General features: G+C 39.7%; 24 protein-coding genes and 1 pseudogene. 9 read left to right on the top strand and 16 right to left on the bottom strand.

The window, feature by feature from the left end; genetic code table 11:
- The first annotated feature begins 65 nt into the window (after positions 1-65).
- From DR017_RS05215 to DR017_RS05205, 4 genes and pseudogenes are all read left to right on the top strand, one after another.
- Positions 66-1,694, top strand: a complete 1,629-nt coding sequence (locus tag DR017_RS05215) for an acyl-CoA carboxylase subunit beta (protein WP_002677161.1) — start codon at positions 66-68, stop codon at positions 1,692-1,694.
- A 10-nt stretch (positions 1,695-1,704) separates the two neighbouring features.
- Complete coding sequence (locus tag DR017_RS05210; protein WP_002677350.1) at positions 1,705-2,358, top strand: master DNA invertase Mpi family serine-type recombinase; 654 nt, start codon at positions 1,705-1,707, stop codon at positions 2,356-2,358.
- Positions 2,359-2,391: 33 nt separating this feature from the next.
- Positions 2,392-2,664, top strand: a pseudogene (locus tag DR017_RS14545) (Eco57I restriction-modification methylase domain-containing protein); the annotation flags it as partial.
- A gap of 96 nt (positions 2,665-2,760) precedes the next feature.
- Complete coding sequence (locus tag DR017_RS05205; protein ID WP_427846812.1) at positions 2,761-3,552, top strand: TaqI-like C-terminal specificity domain-containing protein; 792 nt, start codon at positions 2,761-2,763, stop codon at positions 3,550-3,552.
- A gap of 14 nt (positions 3,553-3,566) precedes the next feature.
- On the opposite strand, the gene DR017_RS14045 is transcribed toward DR017_RS05205, so the two are convergent.
- The 14 genes from DR017_RS14045 to DR017_RS05125 all read right to left on the bottom strand — a co-directional run bounded on the left by DR017_RS14045 (position 3,567) and on the right by DR017_RS05125 (position 19,624).
- Complete coding sequence (locus DR017_RS14045; protein WP_002677618.1) at positions 3,567-6,719, bottom strand: Eco57I restriction-modification methylase domain-containing protein; 3,153 nt, start codon at positions 6,717-6,719, stop codon at positions 3,567-3,569.
- Positions 6,720-6,729: 10 nt separating this feature from the next.
- The gene (locus tag DR017_RS05190; RefSeq protein WP_002677175.1) at positions 6,730-10,185 is read right to left on the bottom strand and encodes a helicase-related protein; all 3,456 of its coding nucleotides are present in this window, start codon (positions 10,183-10,185) and stop codon (positions 6,730-6,732) included.
- A gap of 267 nt (positions 10,186-10,452) precedes the next feature.
- Complete coding sequence (locus DR017_RS05185; RefSeq protein ID WP_002677568.1) at positions 10,453-10,953, bottom strand: hypothetical protein; 501 nt, start codon at positions 10,951-10,953, stop codon at positions 10,453-10,455.
- Entirely contained in the window at positions 10,950-11,483 is a 534-nt protein-coding gene (locus DR017_RS05180) for a hypothetical protein (RefSeq protein WP_002677500.1), read from the bottom strand. Before DR017_RS05180 ends, DR017_RS05185 begins: the two co-directional genes overlap by 4 nt.
- Before the next feature lie 20 nt (positions 11,484-11,503).
- Positions 11,504-12,313 (bottom strand): hypothetical protein, encoded by an 810-nt coding sequence (locus DR017_RS05175; RefSeq protein WP_002677372.1) that lies wholly within the window; start codon positions 12,311-12,313, stop codon positions 11,504-11,506.
- 12 nt (positions 12,314-12,325) lie between these two features.
- Positions 12,326-12,793 (bottom strand): hypothetical protein, encoded by a 468-nt coding sequence (locus DR017_RS05170; protein WP_002677455.1) that lies wholly within the window; start codon positions 12,791-12,793, stop codon positions 12,326-12,328.
- Positions 12,794-12,807: 14 nt separating this feature from the next.
- The gene (locus DR017_RS05165; RefSeq protein ID WP_002677364.1) at positions 12,808-13,713 is read right to left on the bottom strand and encodes a hypothetical protein; all 906 of its coding nucleotides are present in this window, start codon (positions 13,711-13,713) and stop codon (positions 12,808-12,810) included.
- Positions 13,714-13,930: 217 nt separating this feature from the next.
- A complete protein-coding gene (locus tag DR017_RS05155; RefSeq protein ID WP_002677225.1) occupies positions 13,931-14,128 on the bottom strand; it encodes a hypothetical protein in 198 nt (65 codons plus the stop codon).
- Positions 14,129-14,132: 4 nt separating this feature from the next.
- Positions 14,133-15,482, bottom strand: coding sequence for an SMI1/KNR4 family protein (locus DR017_RS05150; RefSeq protein WP_002677467.1), 1,350 nt, complete (start codon positions 15,480-15,482; stop codon positions 14,133-14,135).
- 10 nt (positions 15,483-15,492) lie between these two features.
- Complete coding sequence (locus tag DR017_RS05145; protein WP_002677322.1) at positions 15,493-16,110, bottom strand: hypothetical protein; 618 nt, start codon at positions 16,108-16,110, stop codon at positions 15,493-15,495.
- Positions 16,111-16,305: 195 nt separating this feature from the next.
- A complete protein-coding gene (locus DR017_RS05140) occupies positions 16,306-16,983 on the bottom strand; it encodes a hypothetical protein (RefSeq protein ID WP_002677336.1) in 678 nt (225 codons plus the stop codon).
- A 108-nt stretch (positions 16,984-17,091) separates the two neighbouring features.
- Positions 17,092-17,796 carry a DUF4272 domain-containing protein gene (locus DR017_RS05135; RefSeq protein ID WP_002677192.1) on the bottom strand — a complete coding sequence of 235 codons (705 nt, stop codon included), beginning with the start codon at positions 17,794-17,796 and terminating at the stop codon, positions 17,092-17,094.
- 30 nt (positions 17,797-17,826) lie between these two features.
- On the bottom strand, positions 17,827-18,438 hold the full coding sequence (locus tag DR017_RS05130; protein WP_002677602.1) for an SMI1/KNR4 family protein: 612 nt from the start codon (positions 18,436-18,438) through the stop codon (positions 17,827-17,829).
- Between the two features lie 133 nt (positions 18,439-18,571).
- Positions 18,572-19,624 (bottom strand): ankyrin repeat domain-containing protein, encoded by a 1,053-nt coding sequence (locus tag DR017_RS05125; protein WP_002677234.1) that lies wholly within the window; start codon positions 19,622-19,624, stop codon positions 18,572-18,574.
- A gap of 112 nt (positions 19,625-19,736) precedes the next feature.
- On the opposite strand from DR017_RS05125, the gene DR017_RS05120 reads away from it, so the two are divergent.
- The 5 genes from DR017_RS05120 to DR017_RS05100 are packed head-to-tail and all read left to right on the top strand — an operon-like array spanning position 19,737 to position 23,296.
- A complete protein-coding gene (locus DR017_RS05120) occupies positions 19,737-20,219 on the top strand; it encodes a DUF6452 family protein (protein WP_050772780.1) in 483 nt (160 codons plus the stop codon).
- Positions 20,185-21,015, top strand: coding sequence for a DUF6048 family protein (locus DR017_RS05115; RefSeq protein WP_040360649.1), 831 nt, complete (start codon positions 20,185-20,187; stop codon positions 21,013-21,015). Before DR017_RS05120 ends, DR017_RS05115 begins: the two co-directional genes overlap by 35 nt.
- Before the next feature lie 20 nt (positions 21,016-21,035).
- Positions 21,036-21,656 carry a hypothetical protein gene (locus tag DR017_RS05110; RefSeq protein ID WP_002677280.1) on the top strand — a complete coding sequence of 207 codons (621 nt, stop codon included), beginning with the start codon at positions 21,036-21,038 and terminating at the stop codon, positions 21,654-21,656.
- A 17-nt stretch (positions 21,657-21,673) separates the two neighbouring features.
- Positions 21,674-22,555, top strand: a complete 882-nt coding sequence (gene era / locus DR017_RS05105) for a GTPase Era (RefSeq protein ID WP_002677405.1) — start codon at positions 21,674-21,676, stop codon at positions 22,553-22,555.
- Between the two features lie 39 nt (positions 22,556-22,594).
- On the top strand, positions 22,595-23,296 hold the full coding sequence (locus tag DR017_RS05100) for a cell division protein FtsQ/DivIB (protein WP_002677340.1): 702 nt from the start codon (positions 22,595-22,597) through the stop codon (positions 23,294-23,296).
- A gap of 100 nt (positions 23,297-23,396) precedes the next feature.
- Here DR017_RS05100 and rfbB read toward each other — a convergent pair whose 3' ends face one another.
- Both rfbB and DR017_RS05090 read right to left on the bottom strand, forming a co-directional pair.
- Positions 23,397-24,389, bottom strand: coding sequence for a dTDP-glucose 4,6-dehydratase (rfbB, locus tag DR017_RS05095; RefSeq protein ID WP_002677492.1), 993 nt, complete (start codon positions 24,387-24,389; stop codon positions 23,397-23,399).
- A complete protein-coding gene (locus DR017_RS05090) occupies positions 24,386-26,650 on the bottom strand; it encodes a GH92 family glycosyl hydrolase (RefSeq protein ID WP_002677155.1) in 2,265 nt (754 codons plus the stop codon). The genes rfbB and DR017_RS05090 overlap by 4 nt, the downstream gene beginning before the upstream one ends.
- Positions 26,651-26,660 lie beyond the last annotated feature (10 nt).

The following is a 26,660-nucleotide window of genomic DNA, read 5'->3' as shown; positions in this document are numbered from 1 at the left end:
TTATCCAAGATTTTCGGATAACTGCCAATGATGGCAAAATGTAAAATGTACAATATTAATCAAATATGGACATTCAATTCAATACAAACGAAGATTACAATAAATTAGCCCTTAGCGAGTTGCGTAAACGCTTGAAAAAGGTAAAAGAAGGCGGGGGCAAAAAGAACCTCGAAAAATTACACAGCCAAGGCAAACTCTCGGCTCGTGAACGCATAGAATATCTGTTAGACAAAGATAAACCTCAAATAGAAATAGGCGCTTTTGCTGGTGAGGGAATGTACGAAGCACACGGCGGCTGTCCCTCGGCAGGTGTAGTGGTAGTGATAGGCTATGTTGCTGGCAAACAATGTGTAGTAGTAGCCAATGACGCTACTGTAAAGGCAGGTGCGTGGTTTCCTATTACAGCTAAAAAGAACCTACGCGCTCAAGAAATTGCAATGGAAAATCGCTTGCCTATCATCTATTTAGTAGATAGCGCAGGGGTGTACTTACCTTTGCAGGACGAGATTTTCCCCGATAAGGAACACTTTGGTCGCATCTTTCGCAACAACGCCCTGATGAGCAGTATGGGCATCACCCAAATAGCCGTAGTAATGGGCAGTTGTGTGGCAGGAGGGGCTTATCTGCCTATAATGAGCGACGAGGCACTGATAGTAGATAAAACGGGAAGTATCTTTTTGGCGGGCAGCTATTTGGTAAAAGCTGCTATAGGAGAAAATATCGATAATGAAACCTTAGGCGGCGCCACTACTCATTGTGAAATTAGCGGGGTAACCGACTATAAGGCAACCGATGATAAAGATGCCCTTGACCGTGTGCGCCGTACAATGGCTAAACTCGCCGATGCCGAAAAAGCGGGCTTTAACCGCATTGAAGCACACAAACCGCTGAAAGACCCTAATGAAATTTACGGTATCTTGCCTAAATTGCGCTCAGAGCCTTATGATATGAAAGACATCATCCTCCGATTGGTAGACAATTCAGAATTTGACGAATATAAAGAAGGTTACGGACAAACCATCCTAACGGGCTATGCGCGTATTGAGGGTTGGGCAGTAGGCATTGTTGCCAACCAGCGCAAGGTAGTGAAAACTAAAAAAGGGGAAATGCAGTTTGGAGGGGTTATCTACTCGGATAGTGCCGACAAGGCGACCCGCTTTATTGCCAATTGCAACCAAAAGAAAATACCTTTGCTCTTTTTGCAAGATGTTACCGGTTTTATGGTAGGCTCTAAATCAGAACACGGAGGGATTATCAAAGATGGGGCTAAACTCGTGAATGCGGTTGCGAACTCAGTTGTACCTAAATTTACAGTGGTCATAGGCAATTCGTACGGCGCAGGCAACTACGCAATGTGTGGTAAGGCTTACGACCCGCGTCTTATCGTATCGTGGCACAGTGGAAACATTTCGGTAATGGGGGGCGCACAAGCTGCTAAAGTACTCTTGCAGATAGAAACCGCTAACCTAAAGAAAAAAGGTGAAGAGCTCACTCCCGAAAAAGAAGCTGCCCTTTTTGCACATATCAAAGAGCAATACGACGAGCAAATATCACCTTACTATGCTGCTGCTCGCCTTTGGACGGATGCCATCATCGACCCATTAGAAACCCGCCAATGGATAGCAATGGGTATAGAAGCTGCCAACAATGCCCCCATTGAAAAAGCGTTTAACTTAGGAGTGATACAAGTTTAGACGTCTCATTATGATATACGGATATATTCGGGTGAGTAGTGACAAACAAACAATAGAGAACCAGCGATTTGAAATTACAAACTTTTGTGAGAAAAAAGGATTGTTAATAGACGACTGGATTGAAGAAACCATTAGCGGCACCAAAAATTATAACAAACGTCAATTGGGAAAGTTACTGAAAAAGGTAGGCAAAGAAGATATTATCATTTGCAGTGAACTGTCACGGTTAGGGCGTAACTTGTTTATGATAATGGAAATTCTCAATATATGTATGACCAAAGAGTGCCGTGTATGGACTATTAAAGACAATTACCGCTTAGGAGATGACATACAGAGCAAAGTGCTTGCTTTTGCTTTTGGTCTATCAGCCGAGATTGAGCGCAACCTTATCAGTCAGCGCACCAAAGAAGCACTTGCTCGCAAAAAAGCAGAGGGGGTGGTACTTGGTAGACAAAGAGGTTTCCGCTGTAGGCTCAACCCAAAATGTACCGAGAAACACGAATGGATCGTCAAAGAATTAGAAAAGGGTACGCAGAAAAAAATCATTACTAAAAAACTAAAAGTATCAAAGACAACCTTCTATCGTTACCTCGTATATACAGGATTACATACCCCAATCAATTGTCAACAAGAAGGATGGAAAGAATATGGAATATACCATTGATTCTTGTGAGATCGCCCCTCTAAAGAGGGCTTCGACATTGTCATCGGTAACCCACCATATATTGATTCAGAAACAATGACAAATATTATGCCCGAATTAAGAAAGCAATACTCCCAAATTTTCACTTGTGCTAGAGGAAATTGGGATATGTTTGTTATCTTCGTCGAAAAGGGTATCAAATTATGTTCATTTGAGGGAATATATAGTTTTATCTTACCAAACAAACTTATAGCAGCAAAATACACATCTAAATTGCGAGAACAGATTGTCGCAAATGACATTATTGAAATTCGTGACTACAGTAGACTTCCTGTTTTTATAAATGCAGCTGTTTATCCTTGTACGATAGTTGGTCGTAGGACATTAGCCTCAAATGACTATAATTCATGTCGTTTCATCGTTATGAAGACAGTCAAGAGAATAGAGCGAAAAAATGTCTCCCTTCAAGAAATCATAGGAAGCGAGTATTGGGATGTGTTTTTTAGAAGCGAGATTGAATTCTCCATTATCAAAAGATTCCTTGCCTCAAAATCTATAATAAGAGATGAGTGGAATGTTATTGGTTCAGCAACTGTTGCAGAAGCATATGAGATAAAAAATGTTCTTTATGATGCTAAAGAGTCCGATGATTCTTTGAAAGTTATCAATACTGGAACTATAGATCCATATAAATCATTATGGGGCTATAAGGCTATGCAATATATTAAAGGGAAATACCATTTTCCAAGAGTTAGTCAATCAGACCTTAACAATATAAGTGAACGACGATTGTCCCAATCTATGAGCGAAAAACTTATTGTTGCGGGAATGTCATCGCGAATTGAAGCAGTCTATGATGTAGGTGAAACTTTAGGAGGAAAATCAACAACCATTATTTTAGGAGATGAATTAAGATTCTTGTTAGGATTGCTCAACAGCAAATTAGTATCCTTCTCTATAAACATTTTATATAATTCCATAAAAATGGCAGGGGGATATTTGAATATTGGAACACGAGAAATTGAGAACATACCTATTCCTCAGACAAACGAAGAACAAAGGAATGAGATATCCAACTTAGTTACAGAAATATTAGACTTAACGAGAGATAACATTGAAAAAGACATTTCCTCAGAAGAAAACAAAATTGACAGATTAATATATAGTATTTATGGTTTATCAGATAAAGAAATGAAATATATGGAGGGGCTTTGATTACCCTTTCCATATTATTCTCCAGCCAACCTGAACTCCAATTCATAGTTCTTTATGAAGTCCGTTTCTTCCTGAGTCAAGCCGTATAGTGGGCAGATATAATCATCTATCTCATCAATGATTCTTTTAGATCGTACAATCTTGTATTCCTTGAATGAATCAACATTGTAGCTGGAATCACCAGAGGCAATACGTCGGTTTGCCTTAGTCTCAATATCTTCAAGATAACGGCTATACAATTTGTTGAGTTCTGAAAGTGTTTCTTTCGGCATCTTGTCAAAATTAGGAAGAGGGAAGTTCTTTATTTCTGATTGTTTTAAATTTAATCCATCAGTATAGACTTGCTGATAAAACCAAAATAATGTTGAAGAAAGACATAATCCAATTTGTCTATGATACCTTAAATTTAGTTGCTTTTCTGCTGATGTGAATGTACTATAATCGGTAACAACATTAAAGTATCTTCCTCCTGCTGCTCTGTAATACAAAGGTTTACCATCATTGACAAAAAAAGACTTGACTCTGTGGGGTAATTCTAAAATTTTATTTAACACTTGCATTTCATCATTTGAACCAACTTTTGGTAGTCTTGCTGGCAGGACGTATGGTAAAGATTCTGCGAATTGCAGATTGTCCATCAACAGCTTCATAGACTCTTCTTTTCTTCTTCTCATCATTTTAGTTGTAAGGAGATGCTTCATAGGAGTTTCTGATCTGGTAAACGAGATGATTGACACACGTAATCCAGCATCCTCAAAAATTTGTTTTGGGCGATTAGAGAAAGAAGAAACCCTTAGGGTGTCACAATTTCCAAATAACAAGCGATGAACCTGCCCCATAGCATCGCTTGAAGTGAAAGACATAGGTATAATATAAGTTAGGGTTCCATCCTTTCTGAGCAAGTTAAAACCTTTCTCTATGAATACACAAAAGGTGTCAGTTGAACCTTTGATACCATTACTCGTATTGGCAACAGTATAATTTCTCTTAATGATAGTTTTTTGGTTGTTATCGATCTTCGCTCCATATGGTGGGTTACCGATGACAATGTCGAAGCCCTCTTTAGAGGGGCGAGAAAAAACATCGTGGAACCAAGTATGCCATAGGAAAAAATCGGAGTTGATCAATTCCATATTTTGAACATTCTCTATCATCTCGTTGAGATGAACCATATTTGCTTCTGCCTCAGCAATGGCTTTCTTTTGTTTTTCAGTAAACGTAGTAGACAAACATATCTGTTCTTTCTTCCTCTCTTCAGATTGTTTATGTACTTCAAGTGTATAGGTAATCGTATGCCTTACATAGTCGTCGATAGAATTGCGGAGGCGCGTCCGTTCTTCGTGAGTAATAGGTTCAAAATATCGTTTTAAATTTGCTTGAAACTCTTTAAGTTTATCGGTTTGAGTATAAATTACTTTCGGCTGAGGGGCTTCCATCTCTCCAAACAAATTAAGCTGTGGTTCATATATTTGTACATCCGACATTGTTGCTAATTTACTCAAATCTATACCTTCATAACTCTCAAGTAACGAATTTCCTTGCATAATCTTAAAATCAAGGTTAGGTAGCACCTCTGGTGATTTTTCGTCTACAATCAAAGCAAGCCAAAAACGCAATCGGGCAATCTCTACTGCACCTCGTTCAATATCAACGCCGTAGATATTATTCTGTATGATATGTCGTTTGATATCAGCCGCTTTCTCCACAATATTAGGTTCGATAGCCGAACGGCAGAAAAATAATTCACGCAGCAATCCCATTGGGAAAGCTCCTGAACCAATAGCTGGGTCACATATTTTAACATCGATAAGTTTTTGTTCGATCTCTTCTTTCAACTCTCCAAGTAAGTCCACATCATGTGTGGTAACAAACTGGCGAATACGTTCTTTATCATCTTCCTTTTGGTCGGTTTGCAGATAAGCAATCAGGCTTTCACGACACATATATTGCACTATTTCCTTAGGTGTGTAGAAAGCCCCTTTATCCTTATTGTCCTCCAAAAGATTCTCAAAGATGCGTCCAAGCATTTCGGGATCAACTCCCACTTCTGCATCGTTCGGGTCGTTTTCATCAATGGTAAAGTTATATTGGGAGAGCATTGTAAGCAAACTTTCAAAGTATTTAGCAGGAAAGCGACTTGTTTTTTCGTCTAACGCATCACGTTCAAACAATCCTCCATTCAAATAGGGGATTCTGCAATTGCAAAAGCCCTGCACTCTTGTATTATATACATCTCCGTTGTCCGATCGGTTAGTATCTAAACCATTTGCAAACAAGCCTTCTAACACCTCATCAAGGAAGTTTTCTTTTTGTTCTGGAGAAGCATTTTCAAAAAGCTTAAGCATAAAATCGCGGTCGCCTTCACCCCATTCCTTGCCAGCAGGAACACCAAGCCATCCTTTCTTTTGGAGAAAGTGTAAGAATACAATGCGCCCAAGAAGTTTCTTTACATAGTCACGAATAGGCTTTTCTTCACGATCACGAATCTTGTCGGCAGTCATACTACTGTGGTCAAAGTGCATATCGATAAAGTCCTGACGCATTCCGTTGGCTGGGTCAACCATATAATTTACAAATGCCTCGTACTGTGCTTTATACTTACCAAAAAACTCTTGGGAGAGTGCCTCAACGTTGAAAGCTTCCTCTATATTTTTAATTTCAAGGGATTCTCTTTTCTCGTAAAGAGCTATAAAGTTATCAGCTGCTGTACGGCAAGACTGTCCAGGACCAAGTAAGAAAGTAAATCGTTTGTTATCGGTAGTTTCTTCCTTTTTAGCACTTTTTCGACAATAAGTAAAACGCCAATCCCAACGTGTGTCATCTTCGTAATGAAATAGCATAAAAGCACAAGAGAACTGATCCATCACTGTGCGAATAAGCCGTTGGATGTTTACGCGATTGCGCTCCATCATCACCCGATCGCTGACTGTCACATCGAAAATTTGCAATGGTTCAACGCCTACATATATCTTTCCTACTTGCTTGATACTGCGTATTCCTGTGATTGTTGCTAATTTTCTGCGTTCAGGCTGACTATCCAAAAGTTCTGCTTCGTAACCATCCTCAAAATCATCTTTGCCAAAAATGGGAAAAATAATGTTATTGAGAAATGATTCCCAGCCTTGATAACGATTGCTTAAATACTCTTTTAATAACTCCTTATTCATAGGGGTGTTTTTACTTAATGGTTGCTAATATAATTGATGCTTCTCCTTGTTTACTTTCTACATTGGTGACGAGTTTACCGATTTCCCGCTTGAGAATTTCGTCAATATCTTGTTGTTCAATATTGAATAGTCTTGGTTTTTTTTCTTCCAATTCCTGTCCGATAGCTAATATTTTTTTGATGATATCGAGGCTTCCTTTATCAACAAGTTTTCTTGTATTTTTTAGGAGTTCTTTCGATTTTTCAGAAATTGTATCATTATTATATAGCTTTACAATTATCTGAAGAGCTTGAGTACGCTTGTCGCCAGCTCTTGACTTGTTGATGTGGACAAAATATTGATTATATGTTTTTATGGCATCAGCTGAGAGTTGATGCCAATTATCTGGCAATGCAATACGCTGGGCACTCTCATCCACTCGCATCGCTTCAAGCAGTTCAAGTAAAGAAATTATTTGGGCTTTTGATTGACTATCTTCGGCTGTGTGTATGCTAATGGCAAGTTTTGCCGATCGAGGGGCTTTCACAATAAAGTATGCCGTGCCATTTGTTGCCTGCGCTATTTCCCACCCCTCATTAGTCTGCTCTATTTGCTTATAACGCTCAGGATGTGTTTCTTTGTATTGTTTCAGTTCGTATACATATTGCTGCATTGGCGACTCCTCTCCTTCAATAGCCTTTGCTATATCATAATGTACAACGCTTTCTTCATCGGAGAAAATCTTGCTGTCCTCACCAAATAGAATATGGAATGATTGCAGTTTAGTATGTGCCTTTCGTACTAACTCTATTTGAGCATCACCTTCGGCACTTGGCATAAAGTTGTAAACATAAACAAAAGGTTCTTTGCTACCGATACGATTTACACGCCCTATACGTTGCATCAGGCGAGTGGAATTCCAAGGGGTATCATAGTTCAGAATAACATTGGCACGGTGAAGGTTTACCCCTTCTGCCAAAACTTCGGTTGTGATGATCACATTGTATTCATCCTTCCATTCTCCTTCGTAGTTAGCATCAAAATTTTCTTCAATTGTTTTTTCCATTTCATCGCGATTGGCAGCTGTAATAACAAGTGGTTTATAGCCTTTTGCCTTAACAGCTCTTGCAAGAGCTTGAACGGTATCAATTGCCTCTGAGAAAATAACCAACTTTCCAGAAGTGTTTTTTTCTGGATTGAATAATTCAGGTTTTATATTTTCCTTGAAAGCATCGAACTTCGGGTCTTGAGAGTTCTTAGCCCAACGATCGCAGAGGTTAGAAATGAGGTTGTAGTCTTCTTTTAATTGGCTATAGTATTCCTCTTTAAAATCATTGCGTTTATATTCGGCATTCTGCCCTCTCTCATTTCGGCCTTGGTTTGTGAGTTTCTGAATTTTGACTCTAATTTCTTCCACACAATCATTAAAAGAAACTTTTTCTCCTCGCTTCTTAGTTTTTGCTTCATAGTCGAGTTCTTGGTTTACATTAATTTGTGGACAAACAAAGATGGTGTTGTTTTCCCACATCCTAATCATATTCTCAGTATAACGACGCAAATTGAATAATGATTGAGTAAAAGCCGTGAACGAACTTTCAAGGCGCTTTACAAGAAGAATTTGCATAATAGTAGCCATCTGTCTTGCCACATCACTAACACCACGGTTGCCTCGACCAGTATGTTTTTGTTCATTAGCTGGATCAACAAAATATTCAATGGCGCGATAACGAGAATACTTGAGCCATTCGTTCGTAAGTAACCTTTCATTCTGATTTGGTGCAATAATTGTCATAGTATCTGAGAATAGTTGCGCCAATTCATCGTCCATTATGTATTTAAGAATATTAGGACCTACAATTTTTGGAAATACCAAACCTTGAGACTCCATATCTTCTTTGTAATACTTCTCGACATCCGTTCTTGTTCTGCGTTCTAATATATCACTTAGCACACAGTCACGTAATTTCTTTGAAACAGCCTCTAAACGTTGTTTACGTTCCTCTTCAGTAATATTACTTCTATTGTTTATCAGTAGATCATATTCACGATTTACATCAGCGAAGAATTTTTCAATATTACCGCTCTCTGCTTTTTTTAGAGTGCTATCATTACGATTGCGTTCAAAGAGGTATATCTGATTTTTCAAGTCGTTAGGGCGGTTATTCTGAGGGGTAGCCGACAGCAGTCCAATGTATGGATATACCCCCGTGTTGGAACCAATCTTTATGATCAATTCATCAAGTGATCGGTACATAAAAGTAGTACTATTGCGGAATTTATGGCTTTCGTCAATAATGATAAATCCATAATTCTTATCTTGGAGGGTTCCAACAAATTCTCCAGAATCAGCACTATCATCATCATTTTCTTCCCAATCATCCTCCTCGGTTACATTCGCGATACGTCCTGTAGTTATGAAGTCGATATACGGAGCGATCTTCTCATCAGAATCTTTGTCAAACATAGCAATTGTTTTCTTCCATCCCGACTGAATGGCAGGGGGGGTGATGATTAAAACTTTACGTTCTCTCCCATCATTTTCTGGTACCGAAAGGAAACGTTTGATAATGAGGGTTCCGATAATTGTCTTACCAAGTCCCACAACATCTGCCAACATAAAGCCTCCGTGTTCGTGCATAATACTGATACAGCGTTTTACGGCTTCTATTTGATAGTCCAATTTATGTACTTTAGGAGGAAGATAGCTCTCTATTTCTTGTCCTAAGTTCTTATCTACAACATCCCCAAATTGCAGTTGAAGTAATTTGATATATTGTTCGTAGGGAGTGAATTCTTGCGCAGTATTTTTTTGTATATCAATATAGATAGGCGATTTCTTAATAATTTGCTCCAAAAACTCTTGTGTCCATTCTTTTGAAAGTTTCCACTTTTCTTCAAACCAACAAATATGTCCTTTTGCATTGGAGCCGTGTGTAGGTCGAGCTGTAATACGTGCAGGGTCAGTTTCAAGATAATTTAATTCTGCATTTCCTAACAATCCCTTCTTTGTAAAGTTCGAACTTCCTACAATACCAAAAGAATGTGAAGATCCTGAAAAAATATAGCATTTAGAGTGTAAAAATTCATCTTCTTCTTTTGAATTTTTAGTGTATATGCGTATCTGAATTTTGCTACTTCCGCCATATTTGAGTAATAGCTTGATAACATCTTCATATTCCTCTTTTATTTCAAGATCGTGTATATCTGTGCGTATAAAATCATAAGGATAAGTAGCATCTTTGTACTTAGGATTTTTAATCATTGAAGTATAAACATAAGGATCTTTACCAATAAGAAGTTCAAATGAAGTTTCCTCTCGTTCTAAGAAACTTTTAAGTTCATTGAGAACAAGAGTCATCCCTGGAATATCCCAATATCCTGTTGCAATCTGAATTTTATCAACCCCTTCAGCCAAGATGCATCTCTTGAGATATCGCTGCATAGAGAGTGCATCAGAAGAATTATCTATAAGGTTATTATGCATCATTTCACTAATTTTGCTATGCTACGCGACAAAAGTACACAATTTTATCAGAAATCAAAAACTTTTTTCTATTTCCTATTTGCAGAGGGATTTTAAACTGTTCCATCCTTACTAAAAACATTTTTACTTAGCAAAATAAAAATAATTAACGCAAGTTCGATGTAGGATAATTAAATTACTTATTAGTTAAATAGATAAACAGCTTCGCTGTTTTTAAAATCTCGCACAGACCGCAATACAAATATAGTATTTTGTTATATCGAACTCACGTTACTTCATTAATTTCCCATTGTAATCAATGTGGTATTCCTCATAATTAAAATCTACTAAATCAATACCTTGTGGGGTTGTCTTAAAAGCGGGAGTGCGCTCTATGGGTGAGACAAAAATATCCTTGCCACTGAACTGCCAGAGGATTTCTCCCTGCTTATTGAGGCGCGATATCTCCACCTCGCCGTGGGTAATGTAATCATCTTGATAGGCGACTATTTCAAAGCAAGTAGCCATATCCACCTGCGTATGCCAAAGGAGTTCTAATGTAGGCAAGAGGATACAAAATACCTCATTGCCACAAGCTATGAGCAACCTATCACCGTCTAACAGCGCACTTTTCTCCCACAGACTGCTCACGCTCCCTCCTCCCGTGAGGACTATGTTTTTAATCTCCTCTTCTGTCTGATAGAGATAAACCGCTACTTGTGGTGGGTGTGCTTCCTTTTCTCTTATCTCTATCTGATAAGGATTTTTATAAAGCCAAAGGGTGTTTTTCATAGTTTTGATTTTCTTTTGAATATAATAAATAGTATAAAACACAAACTTACTGCTATATTAATTATAAAATTTAGTAGTGGAGCGTGTTCTAAAAGAGTTTCATCTAATAAGAATTCAGCTCCATCTTGTTGCTTAAAAGGTTTGGTAACTACAAACTCATAGAGCGTAAATAACAGCAATCCTAAACTCAGCACAAACAATACATTTTCATAGAGTTTATTTCTATACCTGAGCAAGAAAAGGATGTTAAATACTAAAATGAAAAACGCAAAAAATAGAGGTACAGGATACCATTCTATAAGATCTAACTCCCAATAGGGAATTATTGGTCGCACACACCGGAATAAAAAGATTCCTACAGCTATATTATAGACCATTATGCCCAATGCTAATAAGATTTCAAGTAGAGAGAAAATAGATTTATTCTCTACTTTTTTTGCCACGAAAGCAATTAAGAGAAATACTAACAAAGGAATTATAAGTTTCCCTGCCAGTTCTAACTCTGAAGATATAGAAGGATATAAGTGCATAATAACTTCTTTTTAAGGTTTTATAATTGCTCTTTAATAGTGTCTATCAACTCCTCTACTTTCTTGAGTTTCCCTCCAAAATATTTTTTGTCTTCTATGATTTTTTCATAGATATCCTCTATGCTATGAGCGGGTGAGAGTGTCCATAAACTATAAGGTTTCAACTGTATTATCCCTATTTTTTTAAGGGAAGGCAGTATCACTCCTAAATCTTTATGATTGAACCAGCAATCGGTTTTGAGGGCGAAATCTTGGTTGTTTTTCCCACAGGCGAGTTCGCTTTGCAGAAAGTCGGTCATTGTAGGATAAGTAGGGGCTAAATATCGAGTAGGAGCAAGATGATACTCTATTTTTCGGGGAGTAACCTCTACAGCTGAGACAAAGCAGATACCATAACGTTCACCAATGGTTACCGCCAACACATCTCCTACTTCAAAATAAGGTGTTTTAGGTTTCTTTAGGGTAGGTTTCACAAGAGGTTTGGGGTTATCCTCTTGCAGTTGTAGTTTGAGCTTATCAAGTGCTTTCTGTCGTTGTTTTTGGGCTTTGCTGTCTATCTCATTCCAGAGCGGTGTTGCTCCTCGTTCTATGAGTTGCAAAGCTTTGGTGCGCACTTCATCTTTTGGATAGCCTATTTTCCAAAGGGAATACGCAAAAGCCGTCCAATAGATTTCAGTATACAATTCATCAATACAGAAATTAACTTCCTCATTGAGCCAATCTTGTCTGATTTTCTCTACATCCTCACCATCTTTATAGCGTTCGGTGATGTTGTTGTAAATGTCGTAGCCACTATCGCTATCTATGATTTTTACGCCGTCTATTGCCATAGTATTGTGTTTTTAAGGTCGTATAATTGTTTCTTCTACTTTGCCTTTGATGATATTTTCAAGGGCGGTATAGAGGTCGCCCCCATAGAAATAGTGATAGGTTTTGCGAGGCGTCCAAGAGGAAAGGTCAAGCACACCCCATACACTACCTACACTATCGATACAGAGAACTTCATCGGCATTGACATCGCCAAAGGGAATAAGCTCGGTAACCCCTGCGTCTGATTCATAGTATAGCATCTCTTGGCGAGTAGGGAGGTTTTGTGAGTATATAAAAGCCATATAGCCGTCGTTGCGCTTGATATCCTTGCCGTCGAATACAGTAAGGAAGGTAACGAGTTCGTGAGGCAAATCGTCATAGCCTGCCTCGCGATAGCGCGCTTTGATAGTTTCGGTACGAGCGCGTCGCTCTTCTTTAGAGAGGGTATTGAGTAAGGCAATACCTTGTTTTTCTAAAAGGTTTTCTAATGATTTTTTCATTGTTTCTGTATTTTTTACCACTCGCGGTATTCATCGGTGATATCTACATTATCGGCTAATTCTAAACCTGTTTTGCGAATGAGTGTATTGAGCCACTCGCAAAGTTCTTCACGCTCCATTGTTTCTATAAGTCCGTATTTGTCATTGATTTTATTGATTTTCTTTACCAATTTGCCCATAGAGTTATAAACGGTAGTCGCATTTTTCTTTTGCACCGCTTCACAAAGTGTTTGCACATATTCCGTAAGGGCTGTTTCTACGGCTGTGATGCTTTCTTCTGAAAACATATCATCGCCCTCAGCCATACGCTGGCGCCATTGAGGGATAGGGATTTCGGAGAGAAAGGCTTGTATTTCAGGAATACGATTAGGGTCTATGTTTTTGTTTTGTGATTTGAGGAGGGCTTTTAGGCGGATGCGTTTCTTTTCATAGAGTTCTAATTTGAATAACATTAGCCTGTCCAGTTGTTCCTGAGGATTCAGAGCCACTAACAAGCTAAATTCCTCAAATAAAACATCATAAGTAGAACCATAATCACTCACTTCTTTACGCGTAAGCTTCTTGCCTATTTTCTGTTCAATGGTTGTTTTATCATCGCCAATGTTCAATCCAAAAGGCAGGTTTATATCAGAAATTTTTCCATCGGGTGCATTCTCAGAATCAATGGTGATTTGATGCAAAATAAGTTGGTCTTTTTCCTTGTTATAATTACCAATAGGCTCTCCATAAGCGGGAGCATATCTCACATACCCAGTAAAGAGGCAGCGAATGGTCTTTTCTTCATTATTAACTGGTACCCAAAACAAGTTGCCGTAAGCATCATATTCAGGATTAGGGTTTTGCGGTAAATGATATTTTGCAAAAAATTCTTTTATTTCGGGAGAATGGATAGGTCTGCCCAACAAATGTTGTATTTCCATATTTTATTTTATCAATTTTTTAAACAAATTCACTAAGCCAAGTATAGGTAATCCTACTATTATTGAAAGGATTACGAGTATAAAGAAAACAAAAAGAGCTATTGTTATTACAACTAAACCTAATAATGGGTTGTAGGCATTGATTTTGATTACTTTATCAATAGTGGTATTTAAGAGCCTTGAATGTATTATTCTATTTAGGTTCATTCTTCACTATTTATTTCCTAAACAAATTCACTAACCCAAGAATTGGTAATGCCACTAACATTATAGGGAATATTAGCACATAGATAATACAGAAAATAGTTATCATCAAAAAGCAACCCAAGTGCTCGTTATAGGCAAAGGCTTTGTTAAGTCCTTCAACGAGGAGTTTAGTAATCCAAAGGTTTTCTATGGTCTTTTTTAGTTGCATCTTTTTATTTTCTTGCTTCTTCAATGGTGAGACCAAAAGAAGCTAAGCGGTGTTCTAAGTTAGAGAGGACATAGTCTTTCTCTTCAGGGAAACGTTTGGCTATCTGTTTGTAATAGGGCAATAAGCGTTTGTCTTCCACCCCAGAAAGGGCTTGCATAACTGTGCAAAGGACACCGGTATCGGTCTCTTGTAGCCCTTTGATAAAGGTATCGAGGTATTGTTCTTTCTTCTTGCTTTTGCCGAGTGTATAGTAGGCAGTGCTACGTATTTGAGGATTCTCATCATCGGTGAAGGGCAGGATCACTTCCTCGAAATTGTCATCTCCTTCCGTAAGGAGGTAGGTAGCAAAATCAAAGGTTCTTTCGTCGGTAATGGTAGGCAATAGCTCTTTTACAACAGACACCCAGTCGGCACAATGGTCTTTTGCATACCACCATACGAACTGAAATACCTTTTTAGGATCTTTGTTTACCAAATCTTGCAAGTAAGGTTTGGCTCGCTCATAAGAGGATTGGCTAAGAATTTCAATTAAGAAGGTTCTATCTTCATTATCTAAGGCAATGAGCTTTTCTATCTTGTCTAATAGTGTAGGTTCTAAAGGTGGTTTTTTATGATATACCCCCTCGAGGCAGTCGGTTTGAGTTTTGCGGTCGGTAGTGTGTTCATATTCATTGAGGAGCACCTCAGCGGGTTCGCCACGATGGTAGCCAAACCAAGTAGGACGGTCGTCTATAAGTTGCCCCGAAATGACCTCATCGAGGTAGCGTTCGTACCAATCTAAGAAGTTCGTTTCGAAAGCAAATTTGGGTTGCGCGAGGTCTAAATCAACATTTACTACGCGACCGGCATATTTGCCATTGAGCACCAAGGCGTGTTCATAGGTACAGCCCTGACTTCCGAGAGGCAAGAGTCCGCCAAATACTTTTGCTCGTTCGGCAAAATACTTATCATCGTCTTCTTCTTCCTCTTCCTCAGAGGACAATAGTGGATCAGATAGCGTTTCCCATTCTTCTTGAGTCATATCAGGAGAAAGGTTGCAAGGCGCTTTGAGGTAGGTTTCTATTTTTTCGTAGAGTAGGCTATCTACAGAAGTTCCAAAGGCGTACAAACCGAAATAAGGTCCTGCTATAAAGTCTGATTTTTTAGCTTTGGCATCGCCAATAGTAAGCATAAAGGCACGATAGCATTTGGGGAGTTGTACGCCATATTTCTTCTCAAAAGCAAGGACTTCCGCCTCGCTTACGGGAGGGTTGAGGTGGTACTGGTGAGCATCGGCACCAAATACGTCTAAGTTTTTATCAGCGGCTTTGGCTTGGGCAAGCTTTTGCTGAATGCGGTGGAGTTGTTCTTTCATTGGTTTATTTTTATATATTCCCATAGACCTCTATATAGCCGCAGGTGGGGAGTTTTTCTTCTACATCGGCGATAATTTTCTGTATAAAAATCTTTACTTTATCATCGGTAAATGTACGTTGGCGCAGTTGTGTGATGATTTTTTGGCACAGAGTAGGGTCGAAGACATTGCTGGTTGTACAATTGAAATGGGGTTCTATTTTATTCCATTGAGGTTGGTATAGGGGAAATACGGACTTGAAATCTTCTAAAAGATATTGATCAAAATCTTCTATTGGGATGAAGATAGAGCGCTTGGAAACATTGTTCAAATCGGTATCTAAGGCACTGACGAGGTAGCCCATACCTCTTTCGCTAGTATCTCTTTTATCTTCAACACTTATAGTTAATGAAGTGCTAAAAATGTGTTTTACGGCTTTTTCGACATTGTAGTTGAATCGCTTGTATACGCTTTCGGCTTCCCAATACTCGCACTCGGTTTCTGCCATTATAGTGGTTATATTTTCTTGGTGATAGAGGGCTATGGCGGCGGGGATATCGCCTGCTGTTTGCTCTAATAGGGTTTTGGCTTTCTGCAGAGGAATATCCAGCTCGGTTTTAAGGGTTTGTATTTCTTTTAGATAATTCATTCAATTAACGATTAATAATTAACAATTAACAAGAGTGTCCAAAAGGTTTTATTAATAGAAGGGCGTTTGCAGCACATACCCAGCTATCGCTGGCTTTCCTACATAACATACTTCAAAAATGATTGATTATCAGAGTATTCAACTTTGCCAAAGGTCGTAGCACGACGAGCAATTAAAACTTTGGCAATTAACAAATTACTTCATTTTGGGGCGGAAAGAGCGTTTTTTGTCAAAGCCTTTACTGTCTATTTTCAAGTCGTTGGACAGTTCGGGTGACTGCTCGGCTTGGGTTTTCAGGTCGGAAAGGTATTGCACGATGTGCTGCCATACAAAATCGGGGTCGAGATATACCCCTAATTCCTGCAAATTTATATAATGGGTTGCCCTATTATCTCCTCTATAGTCTTTGTTGTAAATGAGCAACAACGGACTTTTTAACACCAGCCAAGGGGGTCGGTCTTCCAGCTTAAAGATATTCTGCTCACGTGGGGCTTCCATTTGTTCCAGCAGAGTATCACAAGTAGCCGATAAGTAGGAGGTTATCCTAATTTCTTTCCCATCATTCATCAGTACATAACGGTCGCCATACCACAAATCAAATAGGTTGTAATGCCAATCCTCAGGATCGGCAAAATCCCAATGAGTGTATATTTTAGAGCGTGTAGCAAAGAGGTGCACAAGTGCAGTGCCCACATAGAGTGCTGAGTGCAGTGCCTCATCATCGGTAGGGTCGTCAAAGGTGAGCCAACTTCTCTGAGGGAGGCTCATCCCTACCTCTGGTGGCAAACGGCGGTCATAGACGAGGTTTTCATCTATGCCGTACTCAGCGACTTTATAATCGTAGTAATCTTTGAATTTAGAAATGATTTTCATTTTTAGGAGTTAGGTTTCAGGGGATAGGGGTTAGGGGTCAGACAAATCGGACGGGGCTGACAAGTCTGAGGAACATCTTTTAATTCCTATTCCTTATCTTCTAAATTATTAAGTGCCTAGTTCGGGATAATCCCAAGCGTTGTAAGTATCAGTAAGGTTGTCGTTCTCTTGTCCTTTGCAACACAACCATTCTAAACCTGCACGGCGTTCCATTACGATATCTTCGTCTAAACCTGCTAAGTCTGAACCGTATATACGAGCATTTACTGTTGTCCAGTGGTAGCGATAGTGCAAGTCTAAGGCTTGTAAGATTTCTTCTATGGGGCGCAGGGTGGTATGTGCCATAAAGTCATCAAGCCCCTCAAACTCGCCCATTGTATCCATTATCAAATCGCAATCGCAAATCTCATTGGGGAATGATAGTTCTTCTACGATGCCCAGAGCCCATAGTAATACCCATACAGCTTCGTATTTCCAAGTGGCATTCATAGCTCCTGCCTCACTTATAGTACCTGCAATCACCTGCTGTTCCATAGGAGTTAGCAACTCGAGGGCATTGTATTTTTCCGAAAGAAAATCTTCTGCATATACTCTATCCTCTTCGGAATATTCACCTTCACTGATAGATAAAGCACACATTATAGAAGCAAATGAGCATACTGCCCGCTCAATGACTTCTTTTTTATCACGAGGGGTTACTTCCTCTGTTTCATAACGAAAGGGCAAATGTTCTATATAAGGTACTTTTTGTGCTTGTAGTATTGCAATACTTCTGTTTTTGCGCTCTTGCGCAGTAATTGTTTTATTATTCATAAGATTTAGATATTGAGGTTTTTCATTTTATTACTCAAAATTCATTTCATCTACAAAGCAATAGCCATTTTTCATAAGCATTTTCAGGTAATCGTCAAAGCTGTCGGCTATGACTACCATTTCATCGGGGTCGTGAAGGAATCGTACTACTTGCCCTACTTTACCTGTAGCAGAAGGCGAAAAGTCTATAAAAAGCTGTGAGGTACCGCCATTGTTCATACAATCAGAAAAATGTAACCAATTATGAAGTTGTGAAGCATCACTCGTAATGCGATTGTCTATCTCTACCTCTTCATACTCTCGATTGATATAATCAGCATAAAAATCAAAGGCTTCATTTTGAGTTTCCACAATCTGGTGAGCCGAAAGCAGATAATAAGGATAATCTCCCATAGCTTCATCAGCGCCTAAAATAAGATCGCTCACTGTGCCTTTTTCATATTCACGCCAATAAGTGCCGTCAATACGGCGAAGTAAGTCCAGCAAACTCTCAGGCACTTGTGGGTAACGATTGCGGAGGACTTGCAAATTGGCTTCGGTAGCGCCGTGGGCTGTAGCCATAAGGTTTTGCCACGCTTCTTCTCCACCGTTATCGATATAGGCTTGTTTCAAGCCTTCAAGGTATTGTTCTACTAAGGTCATTTTGTATGTGTTTTAAATTAAAAATCTTGTTAATAATAGACATCAGACGGGGCAGACGAGGCAGACAAATCGGATGGCTATCCCCTGACAACTAATGCCTAATGCCTGACACCTGACACCTGATACCTGACCCCTAACACTTATAATTCACTTTACCTAAGGCAATAGGCTCTGGGTTCTGTACTACCCAAGTGGTCGCCAATTCGCACAAGCGTTGGGTGCCAGAGCCGTCATCATCCAAAATATGTTTTTGAATATCAGCTACTTCGGCGAGTTCACTCTCCGAGAGGGGATTACCTTGTTGTAGGTAACCGCTAATAGCAGTGAGCATCTTGCGGTATTCCTTATCCCAGTTGCCCATAGCGTTGCGCAGGAGTTCATCATTCACCCTACCTGCAATACGTACTACCTCACCTTGTACCGTAGTTGCGCTACCACTACCGGGCACCAAAAGTGTCCACGCCTGCTCGTAACGCTTTTCCCACGTATCACCTGCCAGTACAATAGCGGATTTGCCATCGTGTTGTATATGGCGAGGTACAGGAGGCACATCAAAGAGCTTGTATAGTTCTTGGAGCGCAGCATCGGTTTCCTCCAAATACTCTGGGTTGAAATTGTTGCGGTGAAACTCAAAATCCTCGCCTACATGAGTAACTTGTTCTTTGGCAAATTTATTAGGCTTCAATCCTGCTTTGAGGTATACCTCAGCAGCTTTAGCAGCTTTTACAAGATAACCATTGCTTAATCTGGCAAGCATACGCTCCATTACATTATGCCCCATATTATCTTTTGCTTTGATATCAGCACCTTTTTCAATGAGTAGCTGGGCTGCTTCGGCATTATACTCAGCAAAGTGTAAAGGAGTGTTCTTATATTTATCTTGCGCCTCTATATCAGCCCCTTTTTCTAATAGAAGTGCTACTTTTTCTACATTATTCACCTGAGCGTGATAGTGTAGCGGCGTGCACTCGTATTCATCTCTCGCATTGATGTCAGCGCCTTGAGTGATGAGCCAATCCATTAACTTTAAGGGGATTTCATAAAAAGAAAGCGCAGGTTTCTTGAATGAACGGCGATCGTAAGCATTCAATTCACATTCGTTGAAAACGGCTTTAAGCGCTTCTAAATCTTTAGCTTCTAACAGTTCGTAGAAATTAGCAGGGAGGGTTTTCTTTTTCTTTGCCATCTGTATTAGTTAAAACTGAATAGTTGAAAGGACAAAGATAGTAAATAATTGTTTATAAGCAATTGTTAATTATCAATTGTTTTGTATCTTTGCGCCAACTTTATATTTTTTGATGAAAAAAACTATCTTCATATCCTTTTTAATTCTCTCACTTTCAGCATTGATAAGCTGTGAGTCGGATGATCTTTGCGACCACAACGTAAATACGCCTCGCTTGGTGGTGCGATTCTATAACCAAAACAACACTCGTACGCCTTTTAGCATAGCAAATCTTACAGTGTATGGCGAGGGTAACACGACTCCTTTGGTGAGCAACACTACTTTAGATTCACTTGCCTTGCCCTTGCGCTTGGAATCTCCTACCACTTATCTGTTTCAAACAGTGGTTTCGGGCACAACTACCAGCACAGCAACTCTTACACTCACTTATACTCCCGAACAAACATTCGTAAGCAAGGCTTGCGGGGTAAAAATCACTTACAACACTCTTTCAGCTACTATTCAAGATGCAAGCAACTCTTGGCTGAAAGGTCTGAACATCAAGAACACTACCGTAGATAATGAAAAAAGAGCTCATATACATTTGTATCATTAGTATGTTGTGGGTTGCAGGCTTAAAGGCACAAACAGCTACCCGTACGACTTCACAAACTACCATCGCCTTACCCGAAAAACAAGAAGCCCCCGTGTACAAACAACGGTATGGGTTGCGCGTGGGTGCCGACTTGAGTAAGTTGGTACGTCCTTTTTTTGATAAAGATTACTACGGACTTGAGTTGGTAGGCGATTACCGCTTGACAACCAACTACTATTTTGCAGCAGAATTAGGTCACGAAAAGAGAAGTAAAAACGAGGATTTTTATACTTATACTACCCAAGGTCAGTTTTTGCGTGCGGGTTTTGATTATAATACCTATGGCAATTGGTATGGTATGGAAAATATGATTTACGCAGGGGCTCGCTATGGTATTTCGCTCTTCTCACAAGACCTCACTTCCTATACAATTCACAAGGATAACCAATATTGGACTGAAAATATCATAGGTTCTGATCCCTCTTTTTTGAAAAAATACGATGGTCGCACGGCACATTGGTTGGAATTAGTTGTAGGCATCAAAGCGGAACTCTTGCGCAACCTCTATGCAGGGGCAAGTGTGCGCGTAGGGCTATTGGTTGCACAAACGAACAACAGCGGTTTCCCTAACTACTATATTCCTGCTTTTGGCAGGGTACACGAAGGAAGCCGATTTGGCGTAGGATTCAACTACACACTCAGCTACCTGATTCCTCTTTACAAAAAGGAGAAAAAGAAAGAAGAGGCAGAAACTCCTAAAACTACCTCCTCTCCTACCCCATCGGCACCTGCTAAAAAACCGAAAGGAAGGAGATAATGACAAATTACGAATGACGAATGAGTAGATATATTACTTTTTTTCTGCTATTAGTTTGTTCTGTGGTTTGGGGGCAGGATGTGGAGGCTATACTTACTGAAAAAGTAAAACTCCTTGACAAAAGCTATACTACTAAAGAATTACAGACTTTAGCTAAAGATTTTGAGACTCTTGCTACCTCAGTGGCTTCACATTGGCTTACAAATTACTATGCGGCTTATGTGAACATACGCCTCGCTGATATGTCGCAGGGAGATATGATCGATAGTTATTGCAATCAGGCGGAGAAATATTTGAAGATAGCTGAAAAACAACCTGATGCCGATGTATCGGAAATCAATGCTTTATACGCCTATCTGAACAGTGCTAAAGTGAAAGTAAACCCGATGTTTCGCGGGGCTAAATACGGAAAAATATGTAAAGCATACATTGAAAAAGCTATCAAGGCAAATACCGAAAACCCACGTCCTTATGTGATTCGTGCTATCGGAATTTACTATAAACCTAAAATATTAGGTGGCGGCAAGGAAAAAGCAGCACCTATAGTTAAAATAGCCTTAGAAAAATTTAACCATTTCACTCCTAAAACGCCTAATCACCCACATTGGGGGAAAGGAATGATACAATCAATTAACAATTGACAATTAACAATTAACAGATGCATAAAGCTGGATTTGTAAATATTATAGGGAACCCTAATGTAGGGAAATCTACCCTTATGAACGCCTTTGTAGGCGAAAAACTTTCTATTATCACCTCTAAAGCACAAACTACACGACACCGCATTTTTGGGATCGTAAGTGGTGATGATTTTCAGGTAGTTTTTTCGGACACTCCTGGGATTATCAAACCCTCATACGCCTTACAAGCCTCGATGATGGACTTTGTGAAAAGTGCTTTTGAAGATGCTGACATTCTCATCTATATGGTAGAAATAGGCGAAAAAGAACTGAAAGATGAAGTTTTTTTTAATCGCATCAATAAACTGGAAGTTCCTGTGTTGTTGCTCATCAACAAAGTGGATACTTCCGACCAAAGTACATTGGAAGAACAAGTAGCTTATTGGAAGGAAAAAGTGCCTCGTGCCGAAATTTTTCCTATTTCGGCTTTGCGCAACTTCCAGACAGAGGTAGTGTTCAACCGCATTATAGAACTTTTGCCCGAGTCGCCTGCGTTCTTCCCTAAAGACCAACTCACCGATAAACCAGAGCGTTTTTTTGTAAATGAAATTATACGTGAGAAAATTCTATTGCACTACAAGAAGGAAATCCCCTATTCAGTAGAAGTAGAGACTGAAAGTTTTGCCGATAGCGAGACGATTATCCACATTCGCTCGGTGATAATGGTAGAGCGCGAAAGCCAAAAGGGCATCATCATAGGGCATAAAGGAGAAGCCTTAAAACGGGTAGGTGTGGAAGCTCGCACTGATTTAGAGAAGTTTTTTGGCAAACAAATACACTTAGAGCTCTTTGTAAAAGTAAATAAAGACTGGCGTAGCAATGTGCGACAATTGAGGCGTTTTGGCTACGATACTAATTGATTTATTGATTTGCCGATTTGTTAATCTGTCGATTATGTTATGATAAAAAAGATACTAAAAATACTTGTAATCATCTTTTTGCCCTTTTGCATACAAATATTTGCATCGGGGCGCAACAAGATGCGTGTAGTGAAAGAGGTGGTGGTAGACCATCAGGATGAGAATATGTACGTTACCGATGAGGCTATACGCCGCACTATCTTCAAAGATCCTCAAGCACAACACCCTATGGGGCTTCTTCGGCTAAATGAAATTGAAAAGCTCTTAGACAACAATGTGATGATTGAGAAATCGGAAGTGTTTTGCACTATTGATGGCACTCTAAATGCTAAAATTAAACAGCGAGAACCTATCGCTCGTGTGTACGACGGAGCGGGAGTGTACTATATGGATACCCAAGGAAAGAAGATGCCACTCTCAAGTTCTTACTCGGCGCGAGTGCCTGTACTTAGAGGTAATACCGAGCAGTATTGGCAAGCCTCCTACGCACTGATGCAGTTTATACAAAACGACCAATGGATGGCTGAGAATATCACTGAAGTATTGGTAAAACCTAATGGCGAATACGAATTTTTGATGCGTGTGCCTACTTTTAAAGTTGTTTTTGGCAAGTTTGAAGACGAAGCGCTTAAGAAAGCTAATCTCAAAGCCTTCTATAAACAGTTAGAAAAAACTAACAAACTGAACGAATACAGCGTCGTAAATCTAAAATATATGAACCAAGTGGTGTGTAGACGATAAACAAATGACGAATGACGAGTGACGAATGACGAATGACGAATAAAAAAACAGAGGTTACTAATGAGTAGCCTCTGTTTTTTTATCTCTTATTTCTTACCTCTTATCTATTAGAAAGGTACCATTTTACGGTTTTTTGGATACCTTCTTCAAACTGCAAGGAAGGTTCCCAACCGAGTTCATTTTTCAATTTAGTAGCATCAATAGCGTAACGGAGGTCGTGACCAGCACGGTCGGTTACGAAAGTGATGAGTTTTTCGGAAGTACCTTCGGGGCGACCTAATTGCTTATCTACTTCTTTGATGATTACCTTCACCAAATCGATATTACGCCATTCGTTAAAGCCTCCAATATTGTAGGTATCACCATCTTTTCCTTGGTGGAAAATGGTATCGATAGCGCGAGCGTGATCTTCCACAAAAAGCCAATCGCGGATATTCTCACCTTTGCCATAGATTGGTAGTGGTTTATTATCCACAATATTGTAGATGCACACTGGTATCAATTTTTCAGGGTATTGGTGAGAACCATAGTTGTTAGAGCAGTTTGAAATCACTACAGGCAATTTGTAAGTGTTGTGATAAGCTCTCACAAAATGGTCGGATGAGGCTTTAGAAGCCGAATAAGGTGATTGAGGGTCGTAAGGAGTTTGCTCTGTAAAGAGGGTATTATCCATTTCTAAAGCTCCATATACCTCATCGGTAGAAACGTGATAAAAGCGTTTGCCCTGCATATTATCTTTCCACGCTTCACGAGCTGCTTGCAAGAGGCTCAAAGTACCCATCACGTTCGTTTTCGCGAAGATAAAAGGGTCTTCAATACTTCTATCCACGTGACTTTCGGCAGCGAGGTGAATGATTCCATCGATGTGATGTTCAGCGATGAGGGCTTTCATACGCTCGTAGTCGCAAATATCCGCTTGTATAAAGGTGTAGTTAGGGGCATTGGCTACATCGGCAACGTTTTCTAAGTTACCAGCGTAAGTAAGTTTGTCTAAGTTAAAAATGTGATAGTTAGGGTATTTGTTTACAAATAGCCTTACGACGTGAGAGCCTATAAAACCAGCTCCTCCTGTGATTAAGATGTTTCTTTTCATTTGTTTGTCATTTCAAAAACTAATTCACCGCCTTTTAGAAGGTCTTGGTGAGAAATATGCCATTGAGAGTATTCCTTGCCGTTGAGTTTTACAGATTGGATATATTTATTGTCCTTAGAGACATTTTTAGCAATGATTGTAAACGTTTTTCCGTTAGGCAAGTGTATGGTTACTTTATCAAATAGTGGACGACCAAATTGATACTCGGTAGAAGCTGGGTTCATAGGGTATAAGCCCATAGCACTCCAAATGTACCAAGCCGACATCTGTCCGCAATCCTCATTGCCACTAAGTCCGTTAGGGGTAGTGTTGTACTGAGTTTGCAAGATGCGATCTACCCAATATTGGGTTTTCTTAGGTTGTCCTGCTACGTTGAACATATAGGCAATATGGTGGCTAGGCTCATTGCCGTGTGCATATTGCCCTATGAGTCCTGAAATATCAGGAGAGGTGTTATCACCAGTGATTTCAGAACTTTCGGTAAAGAGTTTTTCTAAGTGTGTTACAAAAGGTTCATTGCCTCCAAATAAGTTGATAAGTCCTTGTACGTTGTGAGGCACAAACCAACTGTGTTGCCAAGCATTACCTTCGGTATAGTCAGTATTTTCGCGGTGGTCGGAGCGTTTAGGGTCAAAAGGTGTGCGCCATTTGCCATTGGTACTTTTACCACGCATAAAGCCCGTTTCTTTATCGAATAAGTGAGCATAGGCTTCAGAACGTTTGGTAAAGAAATCAGCATCTTCGGTTTTGCCTAAGGCTTTCGCCATTTGCGCTACACACCAGTCGTCGTAAGCGTATTCAAGGGTAATGGTAACCGACTCGTCTACCCCTGCGTTATAAGGAATGTAACCATATTTTTTGTACGCTTTGAGTCCGCGATCATCTTGCATCATTGTAGTTTTCATTGCCTCGTAAGCCTTTTCAGCATCAAAACCACGTACGCCTTTTAGATAGGCTTCGGCAATCACTGCTACCGAGTGATAGCCGGTCATTGTATTGGTTTCATTACCGTAGAGCGTCCAAACGGGTAACACTTTGTGCACTTGATAGTAGGCTAACATTGAGTTGATGATATCAGCGGTTACTTTGGGTTGCAAAAGCGTGAGCAGTGGGTGCTCGGCGCGGAAAGTATCCCACAGAGAAAGGGTAGAATAAGCAGTACCTTCGGCTTGTGCAATCTCATCGTTTTGCAAGCGGAATTGACCATTCTTATCGGAGAAAGTTACAGGGGCTACTTGTGCGTGATAGAGGGCAGTATAGAAAATTGTTTTGAGAGAATCAACAGGAGTTTCTACTACTATACTGCTGAGGGTCTTTTCCCATTGTTGTTGTGCTAATGATTTGGTTTTATCAAAATTAGGAGCGTTGTATAACTCCAAGTTATCTAAAGCATTTTCTTCACTTACTGACGAAACGGCTACTTTTACCTCTAACTTCTCATCGGTATTATCAAAGAAGATTTGCCCTGAGGTAACATCATCTTTGTGTTTTTGATAGGTAATGTTTTTTATAGGTTTAGAAAACTGTATTGCGAAGAACACTTTTTGGTTTTCAGCCCATCCTGTGCTATAACGATACCCTGTGATAATATTGTCGTTGTTATTAGCGTCTAACTTCTTATCCGATTTGCTAAAAGAAGTTTTGGTAGGGCTATCCCAATTGATAGCAAATCCTAAGTTCAGAATCACTGATTGCTCTGCACCTTTTTCAAAGGTATAACGATGTACAGCATAACGTTGTGCTGCAGTAAGTTCTACATTCACTTTGGGGTCTTCTAAATACACTTGGTAATAGCCAGGTTCTGCTTTTTCGTTCTTATGGCTGTACTTTGATTTGTAAGGCACCATATCGCGGAACTCTTGGGCATTCACAGGATATTGCTCTTTGCGACCGTATTTCAGTACGCTAAGATCATATTCTTTAGTAGTAGGCATTAGCAAGATGTCGTTTAGGTCGCCTATCCCTGTACCACTAAGGCTCAAATGTCCAAAACCTACCATAAGGCTATCGGAATAGTGGTAACCAGAGCACCAATCCCAGTGACTAAGACCATTCACGGGGCTAACTTGTATCATACCGAAAGGCGTAGTTGCCCCAGGGTAAGTATGTCCGTGTCCGCCCGTACCGATGAATGGGTCTACATAGCTAATCAACGGTTTTTGAGGGGTTTGTGCTTCTTTTTGTATAGGATTTTGGGGATTGTTGCAGGCAGCAAGCACTAAGGATGCCACTGCTAAAAGGGTGATATGTTTTAACTTCATTGTAATAATA

The organism is Capnocytophaga sputigena (genome assembly GCF_900446695.1).
Lineage (GTDB): Bacteria > Bacteroidota > Bacteroidia > Flavobacteriales > Flavobacteriaceae > Capnocytophaga > Capnocytophaga sputigena.
Note: the sequence above shows the minus strand (reverse complement) of the source record. Positions and strands in the feature narration are given on the sequence as shown.